Origin of the sequence: Halomicronema hongdechloris C2206 (assembly GCF_002075285.3) — a bacterium.
Taxonomy (GTDB): domain Bacteria; phylum Cyanobacteriota; class Cyanobacteriia; order Phormidesmidales; family Phormidesmidaceae; genus Halomicronema_B; species Halomicronema_B hongdechloris.
Map to the genome: position 1 here is coordinate 3578428 of NZ_CP021983.2, position 21243 is coordinate 3599670.

The 21243-nt window shown below is 56.2% G+C and carries 15 protein-coding genes and 4 pseudogenes; 6 read left to right on the forward strand and 13 right to left on the reverse strand.

The features are described 5' to 3' along the window. Positions 1 to 71 precede the first annotated feature (71 nt). Positions 72 to 1394, forward strand: coding sequence for a homoserine dehydrogenase (locus tag XM38_RS16225; protein ID WP_080807137.1), 1323 nt, complete (start codon positions 72 to 74; stop codon positions 1392 to 1394). 53 nt (positions 1395 to 1447) lie between these two features. Here the strand turns inward: XM38_RS16225 and XM38_RS16230 are convergent, their stop codons facing one another. From XM38_RS16230 to XM38_RS27110, 4 genes are all read right to left on the reverse strand, one after another. Then, a complete protein-coding gene (locus XM38_RS16230; RefSeq protein WP_080807135.1) occupies positions 1448 to 2062 on the reverse strand; it encodes a M23 family metallopeptidase in 615 nt (204 codons plus the stop codon). Between the two features lie 198 nt (positions 2063 to 2260). Beyond that, positions 2261 to 3541, reverse strand: coding sequence for an adenosylhomocysteinase (gene ahcY / locus XM38_RS16235; protein WP_088430400.1), 1281 nt, complete (start codon positions 3539 to 3541; stop codon positions 2261 to 2263). Positions 3542 to 3981: 440 nt separating this feature from the next. Then, a complete protein-coding gene (metK, locus tag XM38_RS16240; protein WP_080807131.1) occupies positions 3982 to 5247 on the reverse strand; it encodes a methionine adenosyltransferase in 1266 nt (421 codons plus the stop codon). A gap of 270 nt (positions 5248 to 5517) precedes the next feature. Next, positions 5518 to 7191, reverse strand: coding sequence for a glycine/sarcosine N-methyltransferase (locus XM38_RS27110; protein WP_080807129.1), 1674 nt, complete (start codon positions 7189 to 7191; stop codon positions 5518 to 5520). A 757-nt stretch (positions 7192 to 7948) separates the two neighbouring features. Between XM38_RS27110 and XM38_RS16250 the strand changes: the two genes are divergently transcribed. Beyond that, positions 7949 to 8881 (forward strand): methylenetetrahydrofolate reductase, encoded by a 933-nt coding sequence (locus tag XM38_RS16250; protein ID WP_088430402.1) that lies wholly within the window; start codon positions 7949 to 7951, stop codon positions 8879 to 8881. Positions 8882 to 9365: 484 nt separating this feature from the next. Here XM38_RS16250 and XM38_RS16255 read toward each other — a convergent pair whose 3' ends face one another. From XM38_RS16255 to XM38_RS16270, 4 genes and pseudogenes are all read right to left on the reverse strand, one after another. Then, the gene (locus tag XM38_RS16255; protein WP_088430404.1) at positions 9366 to 9992 is read right to left on the reverse strand and encodes a ribonuclease H-like domain-containing protein; all 627 of its coding nucleotides are present in this window, start codon (positions 9990 to 9992) and stop codon (positions 9366 to 9368) included. A 3-nt stretch (positions 9993 to 9995) separates the two neighbouring features. Continuing rightward, the gene (gene trpB, locus XM38_RS16260; protein ID WP_080807124.1) at positions 9996 to 11240 is read right to left on the reverse strand and encodes a tryptophan synthase subunit beta; all 1245 of its coding nucleotides are present in this window, start codon (positions 11238 to 11240) and stop codon (positions 9996 to 9998) included. Positions 11241 to 12508: 1268 nt separating this feature from the next. Then, a pseudogene (locus XM38_RS16265) lies at positions 12509 to 13655 on the reverse strand (tetratricopeptide repeat protein); the annotation flags it as partial. Then, positions 13615 to 14781, reverse strand: coding sequence for an NB-ARC domain-containing protein (locus tag XM38_RS16270; RefSeq protein WP_080807254.1), 1167 nt, complete (start codon positions 14779 to 14781; stop codon positions 13615 to 13617). The pseudogene XM38_RS16265 and the gene XM38_RS16270, both read right to left, overlap by 41 nt. Positions 14782 to 14982: 201 nt before the next feature. Between XM38_RS16270 and XM38_RS29065 the strand changes: the two are divergent. The 3 genes and pseudogenes from XM38_RS29065 to XM38_RS29070 all read left to right on the forward strand — a co-directional run. After that, positions 14983 to 15064: pseudogene (locus XM38_RS29065) on the forward strand (Uma2 family endonuclease); the annotation flags it as partial. 254 nt (positions 15065 to 15318) lie between these two features. Then, positions 15319 to 15510 (forward strand): hypothetical protein, encoded by a 192-nt coding sequence (locus tag XM38_RS16275; protein ID WP_080807248.1) that lies wholly within the window; start codon positions 15319 to 15321, stop codon positions 15508 to 15510. Next, positions 15503 to 15602 (forward strand): annotated as a pseudogene (locus tag XM38_RS29070) (type II toxin-antitoxin system PemK/MazF family toxin); the annotation flags it as partial. The gene XM38_RS16275 and the pseudogene XM38_RS29070, both read left to right, overlap by 8 nt. Positions 15603 to 15763: 161 nt before the next feature. Here the strand turns inward: XM38_RS29070 and XM38_RS16285 are convergent. From XM38_RS16285 to XM38_RS16305, 5 genes and pseudogenes are all read right to left on the reverse strand, one after another. Then, positions 15764 to 16150 carry an allophanate hydrolase-related protein gene (locus tag XM38_RS16285; RefSeq protein WP_088430408.1) on the reverse strand — a complete coding sequence of 129 codons (387 nt, stop codon included), beginning with the start codon at positions 16148 to 16150 and terminating at the stop codon, positions 15764 to 15766. Between the two features lie 19 nt (positions 16151 to 16169). Further along, positions 16170 to 16589: pseudogene (locus XM38_RS16290) on the reverse strand (retroviral-like aspartic protease family protein). Positions 16590 to 16721: 132 nt separating this feature from the next. Further along, a complete protein-coding gene (locus XM38_RS16295) occupies positions 16722 to 17669 on the reverse strand; it encodes an ABC transporter permease (RefSeq protein WP_080807242.1) in 948 nt (315 codons plus the stop codon). Between the two features lie 27 nt (positions 17670 to 17696). Then, the gene (locus XM38_RS16300) at positions 17697 to 18785 is read right to left on the reverse strand and encodes an ABC transporter permease (protein WP_080807240.1); all 1089 of its coding nucleotides are present in this window, start codon (positions 18783 to 18785) and stop codon (positions 17697 to 17699) included. A gap of 6 nt (positions 18786 to 18791) precedes the next feature. Beyond that, positions 18792 to 19988, reverse strand: a complete 1197-nt coding sequence (locus XM38_RS16305; RefSeq protein ID WP_088430410.1) for a BMP family ABC transporter substrate-binding protein — start codon at positions 19986 to 19988, stop codon at positions 18792 to 18794. Between the two features lie 522 nt (positions 19989 to 20510). On the opposite strand from XM38_RS16305, the gene XM38_RS16310 reads away from it, so the two are divergent. Beyond that, the gene (locus XM38_RS16310) at positions 20511 to 21194 is read left to right on the forward strand and encodes an SOS response-associated peptidase (protein ID WP_080807268.1); all 684 of its coding nucleotides are present in this window, start codon (positions 20511 to 20513) and stop codon (positions 21192 to 21194) included. Positions 21195 to 21243: the final 49 nt, after the last annotated feature.

The following is a 21243-nucleotide window of genomic DNA, read 5'->3' on the forward strand; positions in this document are numbered from 1 at the left end:
CTTTCGTGTTGGGCTAGTAGCGGAAACCCCCTACAATTGACACATAGACAGTATTAGATGGACTAAAAGCGTTGGTAGTTAAGGTTGGGTTACTCGGACTGGGCACCGTTGGCACCGGGACAGCAAGGATTCTGCTAGATCCGCTAGAGCGTCATCCGTTGATTCAGACAGTGGCTATTGCTCGGGTAGGAGTACGGTCTCTGGATAAGCCCCGCCAGGTTACCCTTCCCGACGAAATCCTGACGACCGATCTGGATAGCATCGTCACGGATGAGTCAATCCAGATTGTGGTGGAGCTAATCGGGGGGCTAGAACCAGCTCGGTCGCTAATCCTCAAAGCCATCGCCCAGGGCAAACATGTGGTGACGGCCAACAAGGCCGTGATTGCCCGCTACGGGGATGAGATCTTCACCGCCGCCAATGCAGCTGGGGTTTATGTCATGCTAGAGGCTGCCGTCGGCGGCGGCATTCCCGTGATTCAGCCCCTGAAGCAAGCCCTAGGCGTCAACCGTATTCACGCCGTCACCGGCATCGTCAATGGCACCACCAACTACATCCTGACGCGGATGCAGCAGGAGGGCGGAGACTTTGAGCCGATCCTGGCCGATGCCCAACGGTTGGGTTATGCCGAAGCCGATCCCACCGCTGACGTGGATGGGCTAGATGGGGCCGATAAAATCGCCATTTTGGCCTCCTTGGCCTTTGGGGGACGTATCAAGCTGTCTGAGGTCTATTGCGAAGGGATTCGTCGCGTCACTGCTGCCGATATTGCCTACGCCAACCGACTCGGGTTTGTCATCAAGCTACTGGCCATTGCTCGTCGTGATGTCTGCCCCATTTCCAACCAGCACCTGGATCAGCTGCAAGTGCGAGTGCATCCCACTCTAGTTCCTCAGGGCCATCCTTTGGCCAGCGTCAATGATGTCTTTAACGCCATCCTGGTGGAGGGAGACCCCATCGGACAAGTGATGTTCTTTGGCCCTGGTGCCGGTTCAGGCCCCACCGCCAGTGCCGTCGTATCCGACATCTTGAACGTGGCGGCAACTCTGCACTCTAACCAGGGGCCGACGTCTGTTTCCACTGCCCCTAATCCACTGCTGGCCTGTATCCACCAACACTATTGCCAAATTAGTCCCATGGCCACCATCGTCAGCCGCTTCTATGTGCGCTTGCTGGCCAAAGATGCTCCCGGGGTGATTGGCAAATTGGGCACCTGTTTTGGCCGCCATCGGGTCAGCCTAGAGTCGGTTGTGCAAATTGGCTTACAAGAGGACTGTGCTGAGATTGTGATTGTCAGCCACGAGGTCAAGGAAGCTGACTTTCAGGCGGCCCTGACTGAAATTGGCGGCTACGGAGAAATTAAGAGCGTTGCCAGCGTCCTGCGGGTGCTGTAAAACCTCTGGCGGGTATCCGATGAGTGGCCCTACAATGGCTGTGCCATCCATCCCTACAGTCGCTGGTTGGCATACATCGCCTGCAACACCTGAGCCGGATCAACCCAGGTTCCCTGATATTTCAAGCCCCAGTGCAAATGAGGGCCAGTGGTGCGTCCAGTCATACCCACACGACCAATCCGAGTACCGGCCTTCACCCGCCGCCCTTGCTGCAGCTGTATACCCCCCCGACGATCCACCAGCACCCGGTCGCCATCGGTCTCCACCACCACATAGCCCTGCAAATGACAGTAGACATGCACCCAATCCCCGGAGCGCACCACCACCGACGTGCCGCAGGCCGTATCCTCTGAGACTCGAGCCACGGTTCCCTGCCACCAGCTACGCACATAGCTGCCCATGGGGGTGGCAATATCGAGACCATAGTGGAACCGAGCTTGGCCACTGTAGGGATCGGTACGATAGCCAAAAGGCGACGTATAACGAGAGAAATTCTCCACCGGAAATGAGCCTCCCTGCCAAGGCTGCGCCAGGGGTTGAGGCGAGTTGGCCGATTGAGTTGCTGCCGCCTCCAGCCGCGGCATGTGGGCCGACAGTTCAGCCACAATCCATCCCCCGGCGAAGAGGGCCAATATCCCATAAACAGCATTGCCCCACCGAATTCCCATAGACCGTTTAGCCCTTCCTGTAGAGTTACTAATTCTGTTTAATAGTACATTTGAATTACCTTCTAGACAATGATTCCTATTCCAGGGCTCAGGGCCCCCTCAGAAGAGTAGCCATAAAAACAGGCCAGTACAGACTACTGCACTGACCCATTAGAAAATTAGCCTCCAAAGCTAGGGAGTCTTAGAGATCCTCTCGGCTTATTCCGTACCAACGGTCCAGGAATTGATGTAAATTTCCTGCTCTGGTGTTAAGGAATCGACTGTTAGCCCCAGGGCCTTAAGCTTCAGGCGAGCGATTTCCTGATCCACCTCTTCTGGAACCGAGTGTAGCCCTGGTGTCAACGAGCCTCGTTGAGTCACCAGATACTCACAAGCCAAGGCCTGGTTGGCAAAGCTCATGTCCATCACCGCACTGGGATGGCCTTCCGCGGCGGCCAGATTCACTAGGCGGCCTTCCCCTAGCACAATCACCGACTTACCACTGGAGAGGCAGTATTGTTCGGTAAAGTCACGTACTTGCTTTACTTCCGTAGCCATCTGCTTCAGCGCCTTCAGGTCGATCTCGATGTCAAAGTGACCCGAGTTGCAGACCATGGCGCCGTCTTTCATCACCTCGAAATGCTCTTTACGGATCACATGCTTGTTGCCGGTAACCGTAACGAAGAGGTTCCCCAGAGGGGCAGCTTCGGCCATGGGCATTACCCGGAAGCCGTCCATGACGGCCTCGATGGCCCGAACTGGATTGATTTCAGTGACAATGACATTGGCTCCCATGCCCCGGGCGCGTAGGGCGACGCCCTTACCACACCAGCCGTAGCCAGCCACGACCACCGTCTTCCCTGCTAGCAGAACATTGGTGGCTCGGATAATGCCATCCAGGGTGGATTGCCCGGTGCCGTAGCGATTGTCGAAGAAGTGCTTCGTATCGGCATCGTTGACATTCATCGCCGGGAAGCTGAGGACCCCGTCGTTAAACATCGCCTTGAGTCGCACGATGCCTGTGGTGGTTTCTTCGGTAGTGCCAATGATGTCAGACAATTGGTGCTGCCGCTCTTTAACCAGGGTGGCCACTACATCACTACCGTCATCGATGATGATATTGGGACGGTGATCTAGCGCCGTTTGCACATGGCGCAGGTAGGTGGCATTGTCTTCGCCCTTCATGGCAAACACCGGCACGCCGTAATCAGCCACTAGACTGGCTGCCACGTCATCCTGGGTGGATAGGGGATTGCTGGCAATTAGCAGGGCATCGGCCCCACCATTCTTGAGGGCAATGGCCAGATGAGCGGTTTCAGTGGTGACATGGCAGCAGGCTGTCAGGCGCACGCCAGCCAGTGGCTTGGTTTGAGCGAAGCGCTCTTGGATCTGCCGCAGCACTGGCATTTCTCGACCGGCCCACTCAATACGCTGGCGCCCCTGAGTGGCTAGAGCTAGATCACGAACATCATGCTTTAGTTGAGTTGCAGTGGTAGTCATTAAATATCCTCAGATATCCTCAAATATGGACAAGACGTAAACAGTGAGCTAAAAGCCCGTTTACTTCCGGCTCTGGTGCAGACACCCTAAACCTAGGGATGGAGAGCGGTTAATGGTAGGCAAGCAAAGCCTTTCCTATTAGGGTAACGATACTCTCAAGCAGACGGGGAGCTCTGCGATTCCTGCGGCAACTGCCATAGACCATCAAGGCATCGTAGGCCAGATAGCTGCCAGCACTGGCTAGATTGACAGGGGCCAACTGCCTGCAGCTATCTGGCTAATGCTGCTGCGGCCAATGTTTGACTCCCCTTAGCTGACTAGAGGGGGACTAGTACTCTGCGGCAGAACTAACGCCTCTATTGACTAGGGCGGCAAGGCTGCATTGATCAGAATCTCCCTCTGCCTTCTGCCTTCCTACTCCTGCCTTGGCATACTAGGCCCTACACTCCGGCTGGGGAAACCAAGTAACGTTTAGCTGCATCCCGTAGGGCATCAGCCTTGTCAGTGGCTTCCCAAGGCAACTCCAGATCGTTGCGGCCAAAATGGCCATAGGAGGCGATGTCTTGGTAGAAGCGCCCCCCTCGCTCTGCCGGGAGATTTTTTAGGTTAAAGCTCTGAATGATACCGGCCGGGCGCAGCTCAAACTGCTGTCTGACTAAATCCGTCAGGATATCTTCATCGATGCGACCAGTGCCGAAGGTCTCGACTAGGACACTGACGGGTCTGGCTACGCCAATGGCATAGCTCAACTGGACTTCGCACTTATCGGCTAACCCAGCGGCGACGATGTTCTTGGCCGCATAGCGACAGGCATAGGCGGCACTGCGATCGACTTTGGTGGGATCCTTGCCGGAGAAGGCCCCGCCGCCATGGCGAGAGTAACCGCCATAGGTGTCGACGATGATCTTGCGGCCCGTGAGGCCAGAATCTCCTTGGGGACCTCCAATCACAAACTTACCGGTGGGATTCACCAAAAACCGGGTGGCGTCATCAGGCTTGATCTCAATGTTGGCGAAGGCTGGTTGCACCACGTAGGTCCATAGATCTTCCTTGATCTTGGTTTGGATGGCAGTGGCATCTTGCATGTCATCGATGATGGGGTCGTGTTGGGTAGAAATCAAAATCGTGTCAATGCCTACCGGACGACCGTCTTCATAGACGACACTAACCTGAGTTTTGCCGTCAGGACGCAGATAAGATAACTCCCCTGCCTTACGGACGGCTGCCAGGCGGCGGGAAATGCGATGGGCCAGGCTGATGGGCAGAGGCATGAGCTCTGGCGTCTCGTTACAGGCAAAGCCAAACATTAGGCCTTGATCGCCGGCCCCGATGGCATCGAGGGCTTCATCGCTGAGTTGCTCTCGCTGTTCGTGGGCGTTATCGACGCCGAGAGCAATGTCAGAAGATTGCTTATCTAACGCAATCAACACAGAGCAACTATCTGCGGAAAAGCCATTGTCGGCATTGGTGTAGCCAATCTCGGCAATTTTCTGGCGGGCAATGTGAGCATAGTCGGCCTGGGTATTGGAGGTGATTTCTCCGGTAATCAGCACCAGGCCGGTATTGACTACGACTTCAGTGGCCACCCGACTGCTCGGATCTTCAGTCAGCAAAGCATCCAGAATCGTGTCAGAGATCTGATCGCAGATCTTGTCGGGATGTCCTTCGGTAACTGACTCTGATGTAAAAAGATAGCGACGGGACAATGGTCTATTCCTCCCTATGGATGAGTAAACTAAATGAACTGTAGAAGGCAGGCCCTGATGCCCAAGCCAGGACAGCTAAGGCACCTGTCGGTAACCTGCAAGCCTCAGGGCGCTCTCAACCTGTAGACAACGGCTGCCTGGGCCAAGGCCTATCTGGCAGGTAACTACTACAACCTCGGCGGTGGAAGCACGTCCCTGGCGTAGAAGCTTCGCTAGAGGCATCTTGATGTCCACCTAGAGGGGTCTAATGGCCCTTGAGCCTGAAGATGCCTAGCGGCGCTTGCGGAAATGGAAGATGCCCCAGGTCAAATAGCCATTTTGGCCAGCTTCAATCCAGTGCTGCAGGCCCTTCTTCATGCGGTCGATGTAGTCATCGCCACAGCGCTGGCGGGCTTCTGGTTCGGTGTCTTGGACGGTCTTGAGAATGTGGCTGTAGTGATTAACCAGTTGGTGGGATAGATCCACAAATTCCACTTCGTCGAAGCCCAGAGACGCGGCGGCCTGTCGATAGAACGCCGGCGATCCTAAAGAATCGAGGTGGATCCGATCCAACACCGGTTGCAGAACCCCTGGAGGGCAATTATCACTCTGCATTGGGTCGGTAAAGATGAATTCCCCGTTATCCTTAATGACCCGACTGACTTCCTTCAAGACCCTGAGACGGTCGCCGCTGTGGAGAATGGCATCTTGAGACCAGATCACGTCGAAGGTATTGTCGCCCTCAGGGACATCCTCAAAGTTGCCAGTAACTACTTTGACTAAGTTCTGCAGTCCTTGGTCAAAGTTGAGTTGGCGATTCCGTTGATTTTGCACCTCGCTCAGGTTGAGGCAAGTGACCGGGCAGTTAAAATGCTTGGCTAAATAGCGACCGGCTCCGCCGTAGCCGGCACCAATATCGAGTACGGTGGGACGATTAGTTAAATCGAGCAGAGAAGCCATCTTTTCGACGGTACGCTGACTCGCCTCAAACACCGAGTCATTCTCGTGGTCATAGAGACCGATGTGGATATCTTCACCGCCCCAGACGCTGGCATAGAATTGATCAGCGCTTTGACTGTTGTAATACTCGCGAGCGGTATCAACGGTTTCTACAGCTTTCATAGACACAGGCTCTTGAGACTTGTCGACATACTGCTTACTGGCGATGTGGATGAAGAAATCTTGATCTTCGTGCCGGTAGGTTTCTTGAAAATCACCGTAAGTCTTAATTTTCTGGAATCCAACCTCTCGGAGTAACCGACAGGTATACTGCTTGCGCAGCGGATACATGTTTAGGTGAAATACTGATTGGTCAGGGAATTGATACCGAAATCGAGCCAGCCCTTCATCGACATACTCGGGCTCGACTTTGACATCTTGACCGCAGTAGTAGTAAGCATGCTTAGAACGGTATCCCTGGTCCAAAATGACATCGTAATTCCGTTGGTCCAGAATCAGAATGCCATCGTGATTGAGGGCGGCATAGAACTCTGCCAGGGTTCTGCGGCGATCATTCTCTGCAAAGAGATGAGTGAACGAATTGCCTAGGCAGAGGATGGCATCGAACTGCTCGTGAATGTCTCGGTTGAGCCAGCGCCAGTCGGCCTGGACTGTCCTCAGGATTAAGCCCTGGCGACGCCCATTTTCAAAGGCTTTAGCCAGCATCTCAGGGCTACCATCGGCACTGACTACATCAAATCCGGCCTTTAGCAGGCGAATGGAGTGAAAGCCAGTTCCCGTAGCGGCGTCAAGGATTTTTTTAACACCATGACGCCGCAGGATGTCGATAAAAAAATCACCCTCGCTTTCTTCACGCAGATCCCAACCGATGAGCCTATCCCACTTCGAGACAAAGCTCTGAATGTATTCGGCTTGGTAGTGATCAGTTTTTCGAACGCTCAGGGGATCCGATCCATAATCCTGCCGTTGGCGTCGAAGATTAAGATCTCTGTATTCAGTTTTCATGGATGTTTAAATTGCTCTTAACTTCAACTAAAGTTGGCCGCAAACTATTCGTTTCTGGCGATTTCACCTTGATTCTTGGCAATTCTGCTCAAGATCAGACCTTTGAAACTCCTTAAGCACATATGGCATATGCGACAACGGCACTAGTATTGGTGTGCCTTGCAAATACTTGAGCAGACACCTCACCTTGACTAAGATCGCCGACTTAGTCAAGCATTGCTTCTGGGGCAAGCGTTGCTTTGTGGTGCCGTTGTCTATAATACTGAAACTTCGGATTATTCCAAAGGCATTATCTAAATTAATCTCTGAGAGGCGCTGTATCTACCTAGGAAAAGCCGTTTCAGCGTGTCTGAGAAATTTAGCGATGCTAATCTACAAATTGTCAACAAGACAATTCATTAGCGGATCTTCAAAAGAATCTTGTGAGGAGATTCATTGCTGGTCAAGGGTTTCATGGGATTGAATTGATGAGCTGAGCCTGATTGCAAAGGCTAGATAAGCTCTCGTTTCGATAGTCATTGAAAAACTTAACGTTAGTTATTCTAATCATTCTTGGAGTTAAGTATATAAAGTCTTGAGGGATATGTTAATGCCCAGACCCGATAAATACCAATTTGGATCGATGTGCTGATAGGTGTGAGGCTTTGTTGCTGGATGCAACATCCTGCCAGATCTCTCTATAGGTTGCAATGGATGATGGTATGAAATTCGACCTTGAAATTTGGCGTTGATAATTGTTGTTAGGTGATATTTTGCTATGAATCGTTTTCTTGCGGCAGCCCAGTCTGGTCAGTTTTTAGTGACGGCGGAGGTGATGCCCCCCAAGGGGAGTAACCCTGACCGGATGCTAATGGTAGCTCGGCAGCTGAAGTCCTGGGTGCATGCGGTCAATATTACAGATGGCAGTCGGGCGGTGTTGCGCACCTCGTCGGTGGCATCTGCGGCCATTCTCAAACAGGCAGATATTGAACCCATCTGCCAAATGACCTGTCGCGATCGCAACTCCATTGCCCTGCAAGCCGATCTGATGGGGGCCCACATGCTGGGCATTCGCAATGTGTTGGCCCTAACCGGCGATCCGATCCAGGCCGGGGATCATCCCAAGGCCCGCAAGGTCTTTGAATTGGAATCGGTGCGCCTGCTGCGGCTGATCGATCGGCTGAATCAGGGGTGCGATCGCAACGGCAACCCCCTCAAAGACGAGGCCACCCAACTTTTCCCGGGCGCCGCCGTCGACCCCCAATCCCCTAGCTGGTCAGGGTTGCAGCGACGCTTCCAGCGCAAACTCGAGGCCGGGGCCCAATTTTTCCAGAGCCAACTAATCTGCGACTTCGACCGCCTGGAAAAATTTATCGACCAGATCGCCAGCCAGAGTGATAAGCCGATCCTGGCCGGCATCTTCCTGTTGAAGTCGGCCAAAAATGCCCGCTTCATCAATAAATATGTGCCCGGTGTGGAGATTCCCCAGCACACCATCGACCGCCTAGAGCGAGCCTCCCATCCCCTGCAGGAAGGCATCACCATCGCCGCCGAGCAAGTCAACCTGGCCCGGCAACTCTGCCAGGGCGTCCACATGATGGCCGTGCGCCGGGAAGAATTGATCCCGCAGATCCTAGAACAAGCCGGCATCAGCCCTCTCTCTCCTGAGGTCAGTCCCCATGTGGCCCAGGAGGAAGCCGTCAAGGTGTAGGGTTGGATGGGTAGGCGAGTGACGAGTGACGAGTGACGAGTGGATAGGTGATGGGGTGATGGGGAAAAGGAAAACGGAGAACGGCTTGCCCTGTTCGCGAAGCGGCTCCGTAGGAGCAACGTAGTCGAAGGGAGAGCGGAGAACGGAAAAGGGAATAGAGTAGGGGCGCGGTTGCCGCGCCCAATGCAGAAAACTCTGAAAAGGCAGAAGGATGAAGTTGGAAATATGCCCCTCGCTACTCTGCTGATGCAACGCGATCTACGACGGCTGATCAATATGCCTTTCCGCAGGGTCCAGGGCGAAGGCTCGCCCTGGTCGTAGGGGTCCGGGGGAAGCGACATTCCCCCGGGTGAGCACTTCACGCTACCCAATTAAGTGCGGCCTTACCGAGGTCTACCGACACTGAGCAACAAGCCCTTCCACGGAGTCCAAGGCAGTCAGCAGGGATAATCTCCTCGCACAGGCTAAAGCCTACACTACCAATTTAATGCTCAAAAACATTGCTAAACTGCAGCAGATCCAAACTGGCAAACACCGGAATGCACTGAAAGCACTGCTGGGCCAGTTCCCAGCGGCCTTCCCGCTGCAGCATCTGGGTCAGGGTCTGCCGCAGAGGATGCAGATAGCGCACATCATTGGCGGCATAGCGGAGTTGTTCCTCCGAGAGCGCCATAGCATTGCCCCAGTCAGAACTCTGGGCGGTTTTATCGAGCTCGATGCCCGCTACCTCCCGCACCAGTTCCTTCAGGCCGTGCTTGGGGCTGTAGGTGCGGCTGAGTTTGCTGGCCACCTTGGTGCAGAAGATGGGCTGCACGTCGATGCCCAGGTGATAGCGCAGCGTCGCCAGGTCGAAGCGGGCAAAGTGGAAGATCTTCAGCACCTGGGCAGCCTGCAGCAGTTGCTGCAGCCGGGGCGCCTGGGTTTGGCCTTGGGCGATGCGAACCGCAGCAATATGGCCATTGGCATCAGACAACTGCACCAGGCAGAGCCGATCCCGTTGAGGCAACAGCCCCATGGTTTCGGTGTCAATTGCGATCGCATCGCTGCCTAAATATCGCGACAACAAGGCTTCATCCAAGTCGCGATCGCACACCTGAAACTCCCCATCCATCTTTTAGCTCAACTCCCCCAGGATCTTGGCCACACTCTGCACATCCTTATCGCCCCGCCCAGAACAATTAATCACAATCCGGGGGGAGCCGTCGAGCTGGGGGCAGAGGGTGTCTAAATAGGCAAAGGCATGGGCCGTCTCCAGGGCCGGAATGATGCCCTCCAACCGCGACACCTGCTGAAAGCCTTCCAGGGCCTGCTGATCAGTGACACTGTAATACTCCGCCCGGCCCGTGTCTTTCAAATAGCTATGCTCCGGCCCCACGCCAGGATAGTCGAGACCGGCACTGACCGAATGGGCCTCCAGCACCTGACCATCATTATTTTGTAAGAGATAACTCATGGCCCCGTGCAATACCCCGATGCGGCCCTGGGTCAGAGTGGCGGCATGCTTATCGGTCAACACTCCCTCACCAGCGGCTTCGATGCCGATCAGGCGCACCGTCGGTGCTGCGATGAACTCGTGGAAGAGCCCCATGGCATTGGACCCGCCGCCGACACAGGCCAGCAGGATATCGGGCAGACCACCAAACTTTTCCTGACACTGCCGCCGGGTTTCGCTACCAATTACCGCATGGAAGTCCCGCACCATCATCGGGTAGGGATGGGGACCGGCCACCGACCCCAGGATGTAATGGGTGGTGTCCACATGGGTGACCCAATCGCGAATGGCCTCAGAGGTGGCATCCTTCAGGGTGCCGGTGCCAGCGCTCACGGGCCGCACCTCGGCCCCCATCAGGCCCATGCGAAATACATTCAGGGCCTGGCGCTCCATGTCGTGCACCCCCATGTAGATCACACACTGGAGGCCGAAGCGGGCACAGACCGTAGCCGTGGCCACCCCATGTTGGCCAGCCCCAGTCTCGGCGATCACCCGCTGCTTACCCATACGCCGGGCCAGCAGCACCTGCCCCAGAGCATTGTTGATCTTGTGGGCGCCGGTGTGGTTCAGGTCTTCCCGTTTCAGATAGATCTGGGGGCCACTGCCATCGGGACGGCTGTAGTGCTGGGTCAGCCGCTCGGCAAAATAGAGGGGGCTGGGCCGACCGACATAGTCCCGCAACAGCCCCTGGAGTTCGGCCTGGCAATCGGGATCTTGGCGATAGGTCTCATAGGCCTGCTCTAACTCTTGCAGGGCAGGCATCAGGGTCTCGGGCACATACTTGCCCCCGAAGCGGCCGAAGCGGCCCTGGGTATCGGGGCGCTGCACCGAGGCGGCCGTTGGGGAAAACACAGGGGTCTGAGTCACGGGAAATTGGGTTATGAAATAGCCGTCATCGCCCTCATTATAAGGTGGCTGGCACCGGGAACGGGGGCCGTTTCGCCCCAACCAGGGAAGAACTGTATCATTCCGGGGAGACGCCCGTAGTCCAGGCCCGGCGCTCGCTAGCAGGCTAAACGCAGCTATGGGATATCAACTTAAGCTGGAATGCCCTGACTAGACAAGCAGCCAGATGGGATCTGAGTAGCCTATTATCGGTTTCGGGAACCCATTTGTTAGTTTTGCCTTCCCATTTATAAGCAATGCTTTGGCGATTCTAAGAAGGATGAAAGCCTTTCGTATACATGGGAACTCGTTGCTTCGATCTGCCTTCTCATTTATAAGCAATGCTTTGGCGATTCTAAGAAGGACGAAAGCCTTTCGTATAGATGAGAACCCATTGCTTCGATCTGCCTTCCCAGGTCTCGCTCGGGGCTTCTGCTCAGCGATAATCGCCGTCTCCAGTTCAGGACTGGAGAGCGTCCCTAGCCCTTATTAGTCTGGAATTTTTCATTGAGATTGCATGACCTAGAATCCAGGTAGGGCACTTCGCAATCAGTTAGCATGCCCTAGGTACTGCTTTTCGGTAACTGGATTCCCGCCGCCGCGGGAATGACGGTAGTACGTTTCTTTCGGTAACCGAATAATCGCGGAAAAGACTTCCGTCATTCCGGGCAAGCGCAGCGCGACCCGGAATCCAGGTAGAGGTCTACGCGGTTGGCAAACATCCCCTGGGCGAAAACTGGATTCCCGCCGCCGGGGGAATGCCTGGCAACCTCTGTAGTGAGCTGCCCTGGGCCGTGGTAGGGCTGGTCAGGATGTGGTGGTAAATTTCGGCAAGGCCACACTTAATTGGGTAGCGTGGAGTGCTCGCCCGGGGGAATGTCGCTTCCCTCGGACCCCTACGACCAGGGCAAACCGCTGCCCTGGACCTGCGGAAGGGCCTGTTGATCGGTCGTTATGGATCGCGTCGCATCGGCAAGGACGCGAGGGGGCTTTTTCCCTGTTCTCTGTTCTCTTTCCCCTTAAACCTTACCCCCGTTACCCGCTACTCGCCTACCCGCCCACTCCTAGGGAATGGAGGGGGATAGCGTAGCACCACCCGGAATCCAGGTAGAAGGTAACCTCGACCCTGGGAATTCTATTTGGGGAAGACTCAGGCTCCTTCGACACAGCTCAGGACAAGCCGCTCACCGAGCGACAACTGGTCACCGAGCCACAACCGCTCACCGAGCGGAGTCGAGGTGACAGGCCACTCACGAGCCCTTGGCTGACGGGGACTGCAGCTGCTGGAGCAGGGCTTGGGTGACGGGATGGTCAGAGAGGAGCTGAGTCTGGCCTGCTTCAATAACCGTCCTGACAAACTTAGCAAGGCGATTAATCGTCTCTGTGGTGTAGGGATGGTCTTGCCCTACAGCCTGCACAAAGAGGCTCAACGCCTCTAGAAACAACGGTTCCGCGTCAGAATAACGCCCTTGGGCAACGTACAGGGAGGCTAAATTACCCAAGCAAATGCCCACGTCGGGATGATTGTCTCCTAAAGCGTTTCGGCTAATCTGGAAAGCCTGTTGCAAGAGCGGTTCCGCCTCAGCGTAGCGACCCTGCGATTGATACAGTGCGGCGAGATTGTTGAGGCTGAGGGCCACAGCGGGATGCTCGTCGCCCAATAGCCGTTTCCTCAAGGCCAGGGCCTGCTGATAGAGCGGTTCCGCCTCGGCGTAGCGCCCCTGCGAATAATACAGTGCGGCGAGATTGTTGAGGCTGAGGGCCACAGCGGGATGCTCCTGGCCCAACAGCCGTTGCCGCAACGCCAGGGCCTGCTGATAGAGCGGTTCCGCCTCGGCGTAGCGACCCTGCGACTCATACAGTAAGGCGAGATTGTTGAGGCTTTGGGCCACATCGGGATGCTCATCGCCCCACAGCCGTTGACTCAAGGCCAGGGCCTGCTGATAGAGCGGTTCCGCCTCGGCGTAGCGGCCCTGCGCATAATACAGTAAGGCGAGATTGTTGAGGCTGAGGGCCACATCGGGATGCTCGTCGCCCAGCAGCCGTTGCCGCAAGGCCAGGGCCTGCTGCAAAGAGCGGTTCCGCCTCCCCGTAGCGGCCCTGCACTCGATACAGTTCGGCGAGATTGTTGAGGCTTTGGGCCACATCGGGATGCTCGTCGCCCAATAGCCGTTGCCTCAAGGCCAGGGCCTGCTGATAGAGCGGTTCCGCCTCGGCGTAGCGACCCTGCGAGTCATACAGTGCGGCGAGATTGTTGAGGCTGCTGGCCACATCGGGATGCTCGTCGCCCAATAGCCGTTGCCTCAAGGCCAGGGCCTGCTGATAGAGCGGTTCCGCCTCAGCGTAGCGGCCCTGTTCACGGAGATAGTAGCCGATCTGATTCAGCAGGTAGGCGACATCGGTGGACTCGATGGCATAGGTGGAACTGAGCTCGATGGCTACCTGGGCCTGGGGCAGCATGCGACCATAGATCTGCTGGGTTGGCGGCCAGGACTTTTTGAAAGGCCAGGGAAAAGGTGACGGTGACGCTGGGATGGTCGCTGGCCAGGTCGCCCCGTTGACTCAGGAGATGGGCCTTTTCCTCACGGAATTGCTGCAGATATTCCCATAGGGACAGCACCTGTTCTTCCATATAGGCACCGGCTTGGTCTAGGGCCAGGGGCAGCCCATCCATCTCGGCCTGCAGGGTGTGGGCTAGGGTCTGGTCGCTGGTAGATGCCTGCATCAAGGGAGCATCGGCAGGCAGCAGCTTAGCCCGACGCAGCAGGAAGAGAGCTCCTTCCGCCGGCGCCATGGTCTTGATCTCAAGCCGATGGGCCAGGGTGCCCACGGCCTGGGCTCGACTGGTCAAGAGGAGATGGCCCCGGTCGCCTACGGGTAAGAAGGGCTGGAGCTGCTTCAGGTCGTCGGCGTTGTCGAGTACCAGCAGCCAGCGATCATGGTGAGCCAGCCACTCGGTCACTAAGTTAACCACGACGCTCTGTTCCACCTGCTGCCGCCCAGGCAGCTGCAGGGCCTCGGCCAGGGCACTATAGCCTGAGAACAGCTCGTCTTTGGACGCGGCTCGTACCCAGAAGCCATAGTCGTATTCATGGCGATGGCGATAGGCATATTCCAGGGCGGTCTGGGTTTTACCGATGCCACCGATGCCACTGAAGACAACCCGCCGGTAAGTCTGCAAGGCGGTATGGATAGCCATTAACAGGGGCTCCCGGCCGGTAAAGAAGCGATTGCGGGCAGCCAGCCCCATCCAGCGTTGGGCCAGTTTGAAGGCGGGGCGTTGGGCGGCCCCGAGACATTGGTTGAGCTGCTCAATGACTGCGGCCAGGCCGCAGCCGGTCGGTCCCTCGGCCCAGGTCAGCAGGGTGATGACGCGATGGCCCGGCGTGCCAGTATTGCTGGCAAGGACGCTGGTAGGCGGGTTGAGGGCGAAGATGATCTCTTCCTGCTGGGTAGACGGTAGGCCATTCAGGGTCTGAAGCAGCCGTCGTCGATCATCGGGGGATAGAGGGGCAGCAGTCATTAACGGCGAGGGTCATAGGCTCACCGCCATGATAGCCGTAGTAAAGGGACACCCAAGGGGTTGCACTAGGATCCGCTCCCCGTACAAGCCATCTACCCCTTCCAGCACCGCTACCGTCTCACCATCGGGTCACGTGTCAACGCTGCCTGCATATCATTGACACGAATACGTCTGACCTGGCCGCTTTAAGACCGAGCACCCATAGTACAAACACCATCCAAACCCCTGATTGGCAGAGTTTTTGCAACTCCCTGAAACGAAACCCGCCAGTGAATACATCGATGACACTCAAATGGGCTGACTGCTTGACCCTGATGAGCAAACCGTATTTATTTATTGCCTCTCTATCGGTCAAAAATAGACTCAAGACACCAACAATATTAGTTCATCAAGTTTCCATTAGTACGATATTTTCAAGGCTTGAGCTGATGCGAATAAATTAAACTCAGCGTATAGAGTGCAATACTGCACCTGATTTCTGGGAGTAAAGTTAGCAGAGTATAATAGGATCTATATACGTAACGTTAACTCGAGACTATGACCGCTCTAGCTCAAGAAATTCTTAAGACTTTTGATAGGCTGCCTGATTCAGAGCAGCTTGAGGTCGCGCTAGAGATACTGAGGCGGCTTGTTCATTTTGATTTTCCTCCTTTGGAAGACGAGGACTTGGTCTTGAATGCCGAGGAATTATTCTTGGAACTAGACAAACAAGAATCAGATCATGAGTAGCCCTGACCGGTGGTGAAGTTTGGCTTGTAGATCTGGGCTATGTTGCAAAAGTCAGGCCCTGTCTGGTGGTTAGCATTCCCGCTCTAATACAAGGATGATGCAGACCTTGATGAAGAGCCGTAGCAATCTGATGTCTACTAGACTAGTCGTCAAGGTAGCTTCATCATTTCACCTATTTGCTCCTGATTAACCAAGTTGATCTGCTAATTATCGATGAACGGTTGGGCCGGTAATTGCAGAAGAGCTATGACAATTAGGATAGAGAGGCTTGATAGGCACGCCAGCCGCCAAACTGGGTGATCTCCCGTTGACCTGCTACCGTGAGGGGCTCGCCGATGACACCTAGGACAATGTCGCCAGTGGCCAGTTTGACCTTGCCGATGGCCAGTCCCGGCGGTTCCTGCATCAAGATGACCCCTAATCCGGCCAGGGGCACCTCCCAGATTTCCACTGCGATCGCAACTCCGCCGCTGGCTACCCGCATCATGGCCGGATAGCGATCCTCAATGCTCCAGAGGCGATAGGCCGGTTCTGTCTCGGTTTCACAGTGGAACCGGGCTCCCACGGTCAGCAAGTTAGGATTCAGGGCCAGCCCCCGCATCAAGGTGCCATTGACGGCCAGCTTCAGGGTTTCGGTCATCAATAGTGCCGCTGTCTTGTCAACGAATCGTCAGATAGGTGTCGGTGGACGAGGCGGGCAGAATCCGCAACCGCTGATGCTGCAGGTCGGGTTCCAGTCCCAGGGCTTCCAGAGGAATTACCCCCAGCAGTGCATCTCACCCTGCCAGCAGTTCCAGGCATTCAAAGGTGCCTTCCCGGTCGCCGATAGAGAGCTTGGCATCTTGGAAAATGCGGGCGGTGCTGATGCCGGTCGCCGTGGCGATCGGCACTTCCCGGAGAACAGTCAGTCCCAGCGTTTTGATGACGTCAGCCGGTAAACATAACGTGGTTGCTCCAGTATCTACTAGCACGTTGTCTATCGCAACAGAGCGAACCGCTGCCGGCGCCAGTAGTCCCCTCTCAGCAAGGCCCTGATCGAGTCGATTCGTCACCGTCAGGCTGATCAATATTTTCCCCATTGCATCCAGGGCAATCTCTTGAGGGGTGCGGAAGGCCATCGTCGGGTATCTCCATTGCCAGCCATGCGCCTATCTTCAGATTTTAGCGATGATGCCAAATCTCCGAATCAACTCCACCAAACCACTCCATCCTCAGTCCATTTTGCCGAGGGCGCCCGGAGCCCCAATCAGGGTGCGTTTGGGAGAACAGGTAAGGATCATAATCAGCAGCGTCAGGATGTAGGGGGCGGCATTGAAGAGATAGTAGTAAGCATTGATGCCCACCGATTGAAAGGCGGGGCCGATGGCTTGGGCGCCGCCGAATAGCAGAGAGGCCCACAGACACTGCACCGGCTTCCAGCGGGCGAAGATCACCAGGGCCACCGCCATCAGCCCCTGACCGCTGGAAATGCGCTCCGTCCAGACGCCGGGATAGTACAGGGAGAGACAAGCACCGCCCACCCCAGCCAGGAAGCTCCCGGCCATGGTGCTTAAAAACCGCACCTTGAAGATGGAAATGCCCATGGCCCGGGCGGCATCGGGGCTGTCTCCCACCGCCCGCACATAGAGCCCCCAGCGGGTGGAACGGAAGAACCATTGCAGCAAGGGTGCGATCGCAACCCCGATTAGAAATAACGGACTCACCTTCAGGGCCGACTGCACCGCCGGATTACTGCTCCAAGCCCCCCAGTCAAAGGTGAGCAATTGCGGCGCCTGGGGTTGGATAAACGGTTTACCCAGAAAAAAGGCAAAGCCACTGCCGAAGATAATCATGGCGATGCCCACCGCAATATCATTCACCCGGGGTTGTTGAGACAGCCAACCATGAATTGCCCCCAACACCATGCCCGCAAGCCCCGCCACCAACACCCCCAACCAGGGGGCCCAAAACTCCCCCAAGGCTCCCTGGCTCAGGTAAGAAATCCCATAGGCGCTCATGGCCCCCATCAGCAACGTGCCTTCCAGGCCCAAGTTAATCTTGCCGCTCTTCTCAGTCAGACACTCGCCCAGGCTGACAAACAAAAAGGGGGCGCTGCCCCGCAGCGTGCCTGCCAAGATACCCAGGGGAACCCCCCACCAGCCCAGTGCTTCAGTTGCCATGGCGTGACCTCGTTGTGAATAATGCCGCTACATCACCGATCGCTCTTGAAACCAGGGCAGACGACCGTAGAGGGAGTCACTGAACAGGACGCACAAAAAGACGATGCCCTGAAACACCAACACCGTGGCATCAGGCAATTCGTGGGACCGTTGCAAGATGCCGCCGCTGGCCAGAATGCCCCCCAACAGAATCGCCACCAATATGGTGGCCAGGGGGTTATGGCGAGAGACAAAGGCCACCAAAATCCCGGCATAGCCATAGTTGGAGACCAACGACTCGTTGATGCGCTTCTGCACCGCCGCCACCTCCACCATGCCAGCCAGCCCTGCCGCCGAGCCCCCTAGAAAGCACACGGCCAGGGTGAGCTTGCCCACAGGCAATCCGGCAATCTTGGCGGCGCGGACATTGCCCCCGGCGGTGCGGGCGGCAAAGCCGAAGGTCGTGCGTTGGATCAGCACATAGGCAATCACACAGGCAATGAGCCCATAGAGCAACCCGTAGTGGATACGGCTGCCGGGCAAATTACCAATCCACAGGGCGGCATCTAATTCTGCCGACGAGGGCTTGGTGACGAATTCTACATCCCGCATCGGGCCTTCCACCAAGTGGTTCATCAGGGCAATGGCGATGTAGTTCAGCAGCAGGCTACTGATGGTCTCATTTACACCGCGATAGTGACGCAGAGCCCCAGCCAGCATGATCCACAGCCCCCCGGCCCCGATGGCGGCCAGGGCCATGGCCAACTGAGCCATGAGGGCAGGCACGGTGGTGCCCAACCCCAGACCGACGATCACGGCGGCCAAGCCTCCGATCACCAGGGCTCCCTCATTGCCGATGATCACCAGCCCCAGGCGGGCCGGCAAAGCGGTACAGAGGGCAGTCAACATCAAGGGAGCGGCTCGAATTAGAGTATTTTGCCAGGCACTCCAACTGCCAAAGGCCGCCCGGTAGATAGAGCCATAGACGGCTAATGGGTTGCTTCCAGCCAGGGCGCAGAAGAGACCAAAGATGACCATCGCCACCACTAGCGCCGCAATGGGCAAGGCAATCGCCTCTAGGGGGCGACGCCAGCGATAGAACAAATTAGACGCAGAAGATGCCGATGCGATCGCCATGCTTGCCTAGCCTTCGATACTGCCTTGGACCCCTTCAATCAGGTAGTCCATCTTCTCCAGCTCCAGGTTGTCTTGCTTGTATTCCTCGCCACTGGGCAGAATCACATTGCCCTGGTTGTCCTTCAGTTCGCCTTTATAGATCACCAGCTCGCCGCTGATAATTTGCTCCTTGGCGGTCTCAGCCGCGGCTTTGGCCTCATCGCTCACCGCCGGGCCGTAGTCTGACAGCTTACAAAACTTACCGGCCAGTCCCCCCCGCAGGATGTGGGGAATATCTCCCGCCATCAGGGTTTTGCCAGCCACAAACTGCTCACCTAGGTCGCTGTAGATACTGGACCAATCCCACTCGGCCCCCGTGAGATAGCCCTGGGGAGCCAGAGGAGCCTGATTAGCGTGATAGCCAGTGCAATAGATGCCCCGCTTCTCGGCGGTCTCCATCACCACCTTGGGGCTATCCACGTGGCAGGTCACCACATCAATGCCCTGGTCGGCCATGCTATTGGTGGCCTCGGCCTCCTTCACCGGCATGGCCCAATCCCCTGTGAAGATCACCTGGGTAGTAATATCGGGCTTCACCGACTGGGCCCCGAGGGTAAAGGCGTTGATATTCCGCAGCACCTGGGGAATCGGCTTAGCCGCCACAAACCCTAGCTTGCCAGCGTTAGACATGTGGCCAGCCACCACCCCAGCCACATACTGAGCCTCATCGATATAGCCGAAGTAACTGCCGACATTGTCCGGGTGTACCCCGTCTTGGTACAGCCCACCGGCGTGGAAGAACTGCACCTGAGGGAATTCCGCCGCCATTTCCAAAATATAGGGGTCGAAGTAGCCAAAGGAGGTGGGAAAAAGCACCTGGGCCCCATCGATTTCGATCATGCTGCGCATGGTTTCCGCCACCGCCGTGGTTTCGGGGACGCTAGCCTCTTCGACAATTTGGATGCCGGGCACATTGGCTGCCATGGCCGCTGCCCCCTCGGCGTGGGCCTGGTTATAGCCAAAGTCATCCTTCGGGCCCACATAGATAAAGCCAACCAGGAGATCACCACCGCCACCAGCACCGCTGTCACCACCAGAGGTTCCCCCTTCGCTAGAGGGACTACAGGCCGTTCCCAGCTTGGTCACAACCCCAAAGGCCGTCGTCGCAATCAGGCCACGAACCACCTGCCGCCGAGAACACCGGGGTAACTTTCGATAGGCCATAGAAATCTTTTCCTCACAGTGAATGCAAAACGCCGAGCTAGAGACTGCAAGCAGGAGGCCCCCTTCTATCTCATTCACCTCCTCACCGAACAGAGATTATATCCCGGTCAAGTTGGAGGCAGTGGCCACCTCACAACGGTTAGGGCATGGCCAGGCCGTTGAGCAACTATCGGCATCATGGTTGCACACACTATGAGTTGTACCCACCATGATCTGAAGTATCAATGACCATAACCATCAGCGGTATCTGGAAACGGCGATGGGGGCAGAGTAGCATTCAGTAGTGAATCCCGTCTAAAGGCAATGGCGAGATGACTGTTGAGTCAGTAGCTCAGTCTAAGGATTGAGAAAACGGGCCAACAAGTTTGTATTGAACATTACGTTTTATGGGATAGGACGCCGCAATTTTATGGGCGGGCCTGGAAATCAATCTGACCAATCGATAGTTTAAATGTGCAAGCTCCTGGCCTCGACCCCGCTGTATCACCTAATCTCTATCTGGCCTATGGGGGGCAGACATTCATGTGTGGACGGTTCAGCCTTACGCAAACTGGGGATAGCCTGGCAGCGGCCTTTCGACTCCAAGTCCCTCTATCAGGGGCTCCCCGCTACAATATTGCCCCCAGCCAACCTGTGGTTACGCTCGTTGCCACCAGCACCGCTCCAACTCCCCATGGGCAGCGCCTACGCTGGGGATTAATTCCCAGCTGGGCTAAGGACCCCACCATGGGCAATCGCCTGATCAATGCCCGGGCCGAAACAGTGGCCGAGAAACCGTCCTTTCGAGCGGCCTTCAAGCGGCGGCGCTGCCTGGTGCTGGCCGATGGGTTCTACGAATGGCAGCGCCAGGACCGCAACACCAAGCAACCTTACTATATGTTTCTCAAGGACCACCGACCCTTTGCCTTTGCAGGCCTTTGGGAGCATTGGCATGACCCCAACAGTGGGGATGAACTGCAGACCTGCACCATTTTGACCACAGCTGCCAATGAGTTGATGCAGCCTATCCACAATCGCATGCCGGTGATTTTGGCCCCCGAGCACTACGCCCCCTGGCTGGATCCCGACTACTATCAGCCCCAGGTACTCCAGGAGATGCTGCATCCCTATGGGGCAGCGGCCATGGAGTGTTACCCGATCTCGACCCTGGTGAATAACCCCCGGAATGACTCTCCGGAGTGCATGGCACCACTGAGAGAGCAGTAGTATCGTCGTCACATTTAGAATAGCTATACTGTCGGCAGGCTAGGATAGC